General features: G+C 72.6%; 1 protein-coding gene. It reads left to right on the forward strand.

Annotation, left to right across the window (positions count from 1 at the left end; genetic code table 11):
• The coding region (locus tag G3N92_RS33035) for a polyketide synthase (protein WP_206131715.1) at nucleotides 1–2,044 on the forward strand (2,044 nt) is incomplete at both ends.

A 2,044-nucleotide genomic window follows, 5' to 3' on the forward strand; every position in this document is an offset into this window, starting at 1 on the left:
CCGGATTCGAGGCCGGGCAGGCCGCCGCCATCGATGCGCCGGCCGCCGAGGCGGGCTCGAGCGCGGGCGCGCCCGAGCCGATCGCGATCGTCGGCCTCAGTTGCCGCTTCCCGCAGGCGGCGGACGCCGACGCGTTCTGGCAGAACCTGCTCGACGGGCGCGACTGCATCGACGAGATTCCGGCCGACCGCTGGAACTGGCGCGAGCTGGACGGCGATCCGAAGCGCGAGCCGAACCGCACCAATATCCGCTGGGGCGGCTTCATCGACGGCATCTTCGAATTCGATCCGCTGTTCTTCGGCATTTCGCCGCTGGAGGCGCAGGGGCTCGATCCGCAACAGCGCCTGCTGCTGCAGCACGTCTGGCAGGCGCTCGAGGATGCCGGCCACGCGCCGCGCGCGTTCGCCGGCCGCCCGGTCGGGCTGTTCGTGGCGACGTCGGCCAGCGGCTATCGCGAAGCCGCGGGCGAGCAGGGCGCGAACAGCTACACGGCAACCGGCTCGGTGCCCTCGGTGGGCCCCAACCGCGTCAGTTATCTGCTCGACTGGCATGGCCCGAGCGAGCCGGTCGAAACCGCGTGCTCCAGCTCGTTGGTGGCGATCCATCGCGCGTTGCAGGCGATGCGCGCGGGCGATTGCGAGATGGCGGTGGTGGGTGGCGTCAACACCATCCTCACGCCCGATGCGCACGTGAACTTCGCCAAGGCCGGCATGCTCTCGCCAGACGGCCGCTGCAAGACCTTCTCCGCCGACGCCAACGGCTACGTGCGCGGCGAGGGCGTGGCGGTGCTGGTGCTGCGCCGCCTGGCCGACGCCGAACGCGACGGCGATGCGATCTACGGCGTGATTCGCGGCAGCGCGATCAACCATGGCGGCCGGGCCAATTCGCTGACCGCGCCCAACACCGCGGCGCAGACCGAACTGCTGCGGCGCGCCTACGACGCGGCCGGCGTCGATCCCGCCACGGTCGGCTACATCGAGACGCACGGCACCGGCACGGCGCTGGGCGATCCGGTCGAGATCAATGCGCTGAAGGCCGCGTTCCGCGATACGTCCGCGGCGGCCGGAGCGAATTGCGGGCTCGGCTCGGTGAAGTCGAACATCGGGCACCTGGAGCTGGCGGCCGGGATGGCCGGCATCGTCAAGGTGCTGCTGCAGATGCGGCATCGGACGCTGGTGGCCAGCCTGCACAGCACGCCGCAGAACCCGTATGTCGAGCTCGACGGCAGCCCGTTCCATATCGTCCGGGAAAACCGGCATTGGGCGGCGCCGCTCGACCGCTCGGGGCAGGCGCTGCCGCGCCGCGCCGGCGTCAGCAGCTTCGGCTTCGGCGGCGTCAATGCGCACGTGATCGTCGAGGAGCATGCCGGGCGCGCGCCGCGCTCGGCCGCCGATCTGCCCGCCGGGCCGCGGCTCGTGGTGCTGTCGGCGCGCGATCCGCAGCGCCTGCGCGAGCAGGCGTGGCGGCTGGCGCAGGCGATCGGGCAGGGCCGCGTGCAGCCGGCCGAGCTGGGCGATCTCGCCTATACGCTGGCCGTGGGCCGCGAGGCGATGCGCTGCCGGCTCGCGCTCGAAGTGGAATCGCTCGATGCCTTGCGCCTGCGTCTGCTCGATTTCCTCGACGGGCGCGGCGCGCCTGTGGAAACCGGCGAACTCGCGCCTGGCCGGCTGGCCGGACGAGAGGCCGAAGCCGGGCTCGACGCCACGGCGTCCGCCGCGCGGCGCTGGGTTCGAGGCCTCGCGGATGCCGCCGATTTGCTGCCGCGCGGCCCGTGGCGGCGGATCCATCTGCCGACCTACGCGTTCGCGCGCGATGTCTATCGCCATGCAGCGCCGGGCGCGGCGACGCCTGCCGACGCCCGCCCCTTCGATCCGGAACGCATCGTGCTGGATCCGGCGGCGTTCTATCTGCGCGACCATCGCGTGAACGGCCAGCGCGTGCTGCCGGGCGCGATGACGCTCGAACTGGCGCGGGCCGCCTACGCCTCGCGTCAGCCGCAGGCGACGGCGGCGTGCTCGCTGCATGGCGTGGTGTGGTCGCGAGG

Source organism: Burkholderia sp. Ac-20379, from assembly GCF_017104645.1.
Lineage (GTDB): Bacteria > Pseudomonadota > Gammaproteobacteria > Burkholderiales > Burkholderiaceae > Burkholderia.